The organism is Ruegeria sp. AE3 (assembly GCF_056542225.1).
Genome location: NZ_JBQFZL010000034.1, coordinates 1 through 6,327, shown reverse-complemented (window position 1 = coordinate 6,327; position 6,327 = coordinate 1). Strand labels below are relative to the sequence as shown.

Here is a 6,327-nt window from a genome sequence, read left to right as displayed (position 1 = left end):
TGATCTTCGTTTTTGGGCGCCTTCATTTGCGAGGCGCTTTGGGTCATTTGCATCCAGTGCCCGGTGGTTCGAAAGATTTGGACCCTCAAGATGCGCTGTTCACATGCGAAGTGTCGGGGCGATACCTTTCCATATCAGGTTGCCAAAACTAGCCCGCACAGGAATTCCAGTTTAGCATTGCCGCCGCTTTGAAACCATCCTTGGACCGAAGTGAAACCTCTTTCCCAAGGATCGCGCTGAACAAACAAAACGGTCTAGATTCGTGTTAATTTGTGCTACATTTAGGTCTTTATCGTGAAAAATGTATCAAATTGATTAGCTGGTCAAGAAAAACCAACAAAAAGCCACACAATTGCGAGCTGCTTCTACTTTGGGACAAAGGAAATGCCCTGAATGAGTTTCACCCAATCGAAATCCCACTGAATCGCGCCATGTTTCCCAGAGGCTTCGACCCCAGAGTTGGGCAAGGCCAGGGTGAGAAAACAACAAGCAAGCTTTCTTCTGAAACACAGGATAGCGCGGTTGGAGCTGGACAGCCAAGAGCGTCACAGCTGCGTTGCGAATCTCTTCACGGCTGGAGGCAATCGTGCTTAGTCACAAATGCCCTTCACCTTGATGTGCATCTCACCCATTGTACAGCGGGTTTGGCATGGTCCTTTGCGCCCGTGCACCGTTTCATTTTGCAAAAGACCTATCAAGAAGCCGGCCGCCGCAATCGGCGGCCGATTGTTAATGCAGCGGATTATTCGAACTCTTCAAAGGTTTCCCTCACAGCATCGTCCACTGCCCCGGCCAGCAACCTGCCACCGTCGTTGTCGCAGGCGTCTTCAAGCTCTTCGACGAACTCGGTCTTGAGGTCGCCCAGATATTCTTCCGGGACGGTAGCCACGACATCGATCTGACGGTTGTAGAGCGACACCATCGCCATGAGACGCACGATCTGGCTTACCTGATCGGGGTCATCCTCGTGCTCTGCAAGAACACTGGCGCAGCTAAGATGCATGAACGGTGCAGCTGCGGCGATGATTTCGTCCATCTCCGCATCGGCAGAGGCAGTGCTCGCCAGCGCTGTAATGCACATCCCGAAAATTGCCGTTAGGGGAACTCGTTTCATGTGATCTACCTCATTTCTTCAATAGCGTGCGGCACGCGCAGCGTGGCCTTAGCGCTTTTTACGATAGCCTGCGATGGCACCGACGACGGCTCCGGCTTTTGCGCCGTCACTACCGGATACGAGGTACCCCACCCCAGCCCCCACGACGGCACCGCCAACCGTGTTCTTCGTTCGTTGCGACTGGGCCTCGGCTGGCAGCGGCAAGGCCAGGATTGCGGCCATCAGCAGGGCGAGTGCGGTGGCCTGTGACTTTGTCGAAAACTGCATATCTCGGTCTCCTTATCGGTTCAGTTGATCCGTTCAGCCGATGGAAAGGTCCAGCTTCCATCCAGAATTTCGGCGCGCGGCTGGTACAGGCGGACGGTGTAATTCCAGTTTGGCGGGGTCGGGATACAGTTGATCCGGCCATCGTCACATGCACCGAAGTGGATAGTGTATGACCCGTCCTCGTTGGGCTTGGCAGAAACGTTGTTGTAACTGTTGCGGTCAAGCTCGTTCGGCTCAAGATAGCCGTCGGCATTGTAAACGGTGATCGACCAAAACGCGTCGACCGGGACGTCGTTGACCGTGATTGCATGGGGCGTCTCGCCATCATTTGCATCGACACTGGCGATCACGGCCGAGGCCGTGGTCGCCGGTTGCCCTGCCCAACCAGCGATGGCGCCGACCAGGTGATCGATCGGGTCGACCTCGTCCTTGCGGCCAAAGGCATTGGCCGCATCAAAGCCGACCGCGCTTGCCAGATCGTTCACCGCCTTGCGCGCCTCGGCCAGGCTTTCCATATCCCAGTCCGGCGCTTCGAACGGGCCGTTGCCACCGCCGCTGAGCTCGATCCCGTCCTGCGCCGCATGCGCTCTGGCCAGATCTTCGGCATCCGTGGCATCGGCGAATGTACGGAAAAGGACAAAGGCAAAGCGCGTGCCGACATTGTCCTCGGTCAGGTCATAGGTGCCCGGTGTCGCCTCGACAAAGGCATAGTGATCCTGGCTGATAGCCAGCATCGACTGAAAACGGCCATCGCCGTCGGGCAGGGTGATGTGGACTGGCTGGGACAGGTCGAGGATCACGGCGGAATAAAGCGTGTCCTGATTTGCGCGGATGATCGGCTGCGGAGCATCCGCCGAAACCAGCGTACGCTCGTGAACGATTTCGCCCACGCCCACCCCATTGGCGGCAAGATTTGCCCTGATCATCGTGTCAGATTCCGCCCGCACAAGGTTGTGGATGCGCACCTCCTCTGACGCGGCAATCGAGGGCACACACAGCGCAAGGGCAAAAAGAAGACGTCGCATGAGAAATCCTTTCCGTTAATTCAAAAGGCGAACTGGGGGGAAGCTCCACGTCCCATCGAGAACCTCGGGCCCGGGCTGATACATCCGCACGGTATAGTTCCAGCCCTCCATGATCGGCAGGTAGTTGACCCGCCCATCCATACACCCGCTCAGGTGAATGGTCATTGATCCATCACCATTGCGCGCACCTGTCACTGAATTGACGTTATAGGCACCTTGCGCGTTGGGCTGGAAAAAGCCCCTGGCGTTATAAAGGCTGACAGACCAGAACGCCCCGACCGGCACCTCGGCGGGAACATCGATGCGATACTCGGCCACTGGCAGATTTGGTTCTACACTGACGTAATAGGCCTCATGCTCGGGCAACCCACCCCAACCGCCAGCGGTGCCGATCAGATGCCGGACTGCCTGAACCTGATCACGCGCGCCGAACATATGGGAACTGTCCGGCACATAGGGGCCGAGGGCCAGAATGCTCTGTAACAGCCCCTCAAAACTGGCTTCGTCATAATTGGGAAGGATGAACGGACGGGCCGACCCGGCCTCGACCAGCATCTGGTCCTGCAACGCGTTGACGGTGGCCACATCCGAAGGATCGGCGGCATCGACCAACACGCGCATGAAGACGACAACATAGGGCGTGCCAAAAGTCTCGACATCCAGCGCATAGGTGCCACCACCGTGAAACACCTCTTCGATGTAATGATCCTGATTGAGAACCATTGCGGTCATATAGCGGCCATCTGCATTTGGCAGCGTCAGGGTTGCGCCTTCGCTGATGTCGATAACAGCGATGCTGTACAGCGTGTCGCGGTTCATCCGGATAGTTGGTTGATCATCCACCGGGGTCGGTTCGCGAAAGTGAAAGAACCTGTTCACTCCTCCGGCCAGTGACACATATTTGCCCAGCTCAAGATCAGTCGCGGCGCGGATGAAATTGTCGATGGTAACCGGGATCTCGCGGCTGTCACTTAAACTGTCGACGGTTGTGTCCATATCCTGCGCATACGCCGCCTGAGCCCAGATCGTGGCCAGCAACGTCAGCGATTGACTGAGAGAGAGGGGGAAAGACTTACTCACGAACATGTCCCTTAAGAAATCACAGGTTTCGTCGGTGATGACGGGTTGAGGGAACGGCGGTGTAACCCGTTGTCGCAGGGCGATTGTGCAGCGCCTTGACGGGTTGTGTCACCGGACAATTCCCGACAAACTAACCCAATGCGTCGAAACATGGTTACAATTCGCGAGTTGGCCCATGTCGTGGAACTGCTTGAAGATTTCGCCGGAGCGAGCACCGTTGCGGACGCCCTTCAAGCGGCCGGCCTGGACCGTTCTGTTCTATCGCTGAAAGCGGGTTTTGCACCCTACGCATCAGAGGGCATTCTGGTTGAAACGGTGGCCCGTGCGATGGGCGACAGGCTTCTTGGTGCCCGGATTGGCCGCAAATTCGATTACGCGCGTTACGGCGCGTATTCAAATTTTGTGCTGAGCGCGCCTGACCTGGCTACCGCGCTGGCGCGCGGGGCACGGGCGTTCTTGCTGATACACCCAGGTTCAGAGATCGTATTTCGTCAGACCGAGACCCATGTCGTGGTCGGGCGCAGTGCAGTCGGGCTGACGGTCATGGGTCACAAACATCTGGACGAAGGCTCGGTGTTTGTCCTCGCTACCGTCATCCGCCACTTTCTGGGCGAAGGCTGGCACCCGGACTGGATTGAACTGCCACATGAGGCGCGAGTCGATGTCCCGAAGATCGAAGAGATGATTGGCGCCCCCGTGCGTCTTCGGGACAGCCCGCCCGGTATTGCCATCCGACTGGGCGATTTGCAAACGCGCGACCCTTCGCCCCGCAGTCTGGACGCGAACATTGATCTTGATGATCTGGCGGCGTTGATGGGCGTTAATCCTGTGCAGACCATTGGGGATGCAGTGGAACAGATATTGCAGATCACTGTCGCAAACGCGGATATGTCAGAGGATACCGTGGCAAGCCATCTTGCAATAGGGCCGCGAACCCTGCAGCGCGCGCTGCGTCAGGAAGGCACGTCCTTCAACGCCGTCCAAACCCGCTTTGCAAAAAGCAAGGCACAGCATTTGCTGACCCAGACCGACAGGTCTATTGACCAGATCGCCAGTACGCTTGGCTATAAAGATCCCCGCAGCTTCCGACGCGCCTTCAACCGCTGGACAGGCGTTTCGCCCTCTCTCTATCGAACCCAGCAACGCGCAGGATCTGACCCGGTTTTGGCAGACTAGACCCATCGAGGTCGTGCCCGGTGCGGGCGCCGGGCATCGAAACCGCACCCAATTTGCGGCTGATACTTATGGTCGCGCGTGGCAATAAACGATTGCCAATGTCGGACTATTTGCAAAAGAAATGTGTGAAATCTTGTGCCGCAAATTCACAAAGCGGCCGGAATATGACGGAGCGTTAAGGGTCTGATGCGTAGGTTTTGGTGGCTATTGATCTGTGTCGCCCTGACTGGGTGTGCAGCGAAAACCTACAATGAAATTGACATTATGCCTTCGCCAACGGTCTTTGCTGATGGCACGCTTGATCCATTCGAGGATGTGACCGAGGGCAATTTCGAGTCGCGGGCGCGACTGTTTTACGCAACAGACCGCCAGCCCGCAGGACCGGACGACCCACAGAAAAGCTACAATAACGCACGGGGGCAAGTGCTGCGGGCGGGTGTCGCGCAGGTTGCGTCGGACCCGCCGCTTGAAAGCTGGAAAAATGCACGGCGCATAACACTCGCCGCGGCGCGGGATCAGGACTATAGGCTGCGTGTGGTGGGCGTGGCCGAGACCGGCATCTTGCCGTTCAGCGCAATCAAATACATGGATACCCCACCCAGCCGTGTCGAAGTTGAAGCCGCCGGTCGCCGTTTTGCGTCACAAATTAATGCGCAGTTGGCGCAATCGGCCAACAAGGACATTTTCATCTACATCCACGGCTATAATGTGGACTTCGACTATTCCACCCTAGTCTCAAGCCAGTTGCAGCATTTTCTGGGCTATCAGGGCGCTTTCATCAGTTACAACTGGACAGCAACCCCAAATACGCTGGCCTATTTCCGTGATCAGGAATCGGCGCTGGCCTCGCGACGTTATCTGCGCGAGTTGATTGCCTTTCTCTCGACCCATACCAATGCCCGTCGCATCCACCTGATCGGCTACAGCGCCGGGACAAGGCTGGCCTTTGACGCCGCCTATCAAATCGCGTTGGGGGCCGAGGGAAACGCGCGGTTGGGCAAACTCATCCTGATCGGCAGCGATCTAGACCGTGCTTATTTCATTCATGCTATCGAGGACGGTCTACTCGATGCGGTTACGGACCTGACGATCTATCAGTCGCAAACGGATTCCGCCCTGGCGATGTCTAGGCTCGTCTTTGGCCGCAAGCGCGTCGGAGAGACCTCGCCCCCCGGCGAAGCAGTACCTGCGGTGCAAGCGGAATTGGCCCGGACCCCAAGGCTGCATGTCATCGACGTGACGGATGCCGAAGAGGCGGGCAATGGCAACGGACATTGGTATTTCCGGTCTTCACCATGGGCCAGCAGCGATCTTTTCCTATCATTGCTGACCAACAAAGACCCCGCCGCGCGCGGTCTGGTGCGCGCACCCGGAGAGATCATCTGGCGTTTTCCAGATGATTATCCGCAAAGGATCAGGGAACTGGGGCGTTTTTACTGAAGGAAAGGAACCGTTAGGTTTTCCCCGTCTGTTCGCTATTCTGGCTAGCTTCCCACACGAAGCTTCGTCTGATCATTCCGAATCTCATAAGTAAGTTTATCCATAGGTCAGGCTTATGACATTGAAGGTATAATCGATTTTTCTTGGCATATTAATCTGTCAAGATGCGAATGCTCAAATGTGAGTTTAACGCCGCGCAAGAATGGCGAACCTGTCAAACAACTC

Annotated in this window: 6 protein-coding genes; 2 read left to right on the top strand and 4 right to left on the bottom strand. The window is 56.6% G+C overall.

Translation table 11 applies throughout. From position 1 onward, the window contains the following. Positions 1–742: 742 nt before the first annotated feature. Genes ACR0NZ_RS20465 through ACR0NZ_RS20450 form a run of 4 tightly spaced genes read right to left on the bottom strand, consistent with a single transcriptional unit; the run spans position 743 to position 3,486 of the window. Entirely contained in the window at positions 743–1,114 is a 372-nt protein-coding gene (locus ACR0NZ_RS20465; protein WP_480496623.1) for a hypothetical protein, read from the bottom strand. Between the two features lie 48 nt (positions 1,115–1,162). Continuing rightward, the gene (locus tag ACR0NZ_RS20460; protein ID WP_480477721.1) at positions 1,163–1,381 is read right to left on the bottom strand and encodes a glycine zipper 2TM domain-containing protein; all 219 of its coding nucleotides are present in this window, start codon (positions 1,379–1,381) and stop codon (positions 1,163–1,165) included. A 20-nt stretch (positions 1,382–1,401) separates the two neighbouring features. Continuing rightward, positions 1,402–2,406 (bottom strand): DUF1214 domain-containing protein, encoded by a 1,005-nt coding sequence (locus ACR0NZ_RS20455; protein ID WP_480521540.1) that lies wholly within the window; start codon positions 2,404–2,406, stop codon positions 1,402–1,404. 15 nt (positions 2,407–2,421) lie between these two features. After that, positions 2,422–3,486: a DUF1214 domain-containing protein gene (locus tag ACR0NZ_RS20450; protein WP_480521538.1), complete on the bottom strand. Its 1,065-nt coding sequence runs from the start codon at positions 3,484–3,486 to the stop codon at positions 2,422–2,424. Between the two features lie 150 nt (positions 3,487–3,636). Here ACR0NZ_RS20450 and ACR0NZ_RS20445 point away from each other — a divergent pair, with 150 nt between their 5' ends. Both ACR0NZ_RS20445 and ACR0NZ_RS20440 read left to right on the top strand, forming a co-directional pair. Continuing rightward, positions 3,637–4,662, top strand: a complete 1,026-nt coding sequence (locus tag ACR0NZ_RS20445; protein ID WP_480521536.1) for a helix-turn-helix domain-containing protein — start codon at positions 3,637–3,639, stop codon at positions 4,660–4,662. A gap of 264 nt (positions 4,663–4,926) precedes the next feature. Next, the gene (locus ACR0NZ_RS20440) at positions 4,927–6,102 is read left to right on the top strand and encodes an alpha/beta hydrolase (protein ID WP_480521534.1); all 1,176 of its coding nucleotides are present in this window, start codon (positions 4,927–4,929) and stop codon (positions 6,100–6,102) included. Positions 6,103–6,327 lie beyond the last annotated feature (225 nt).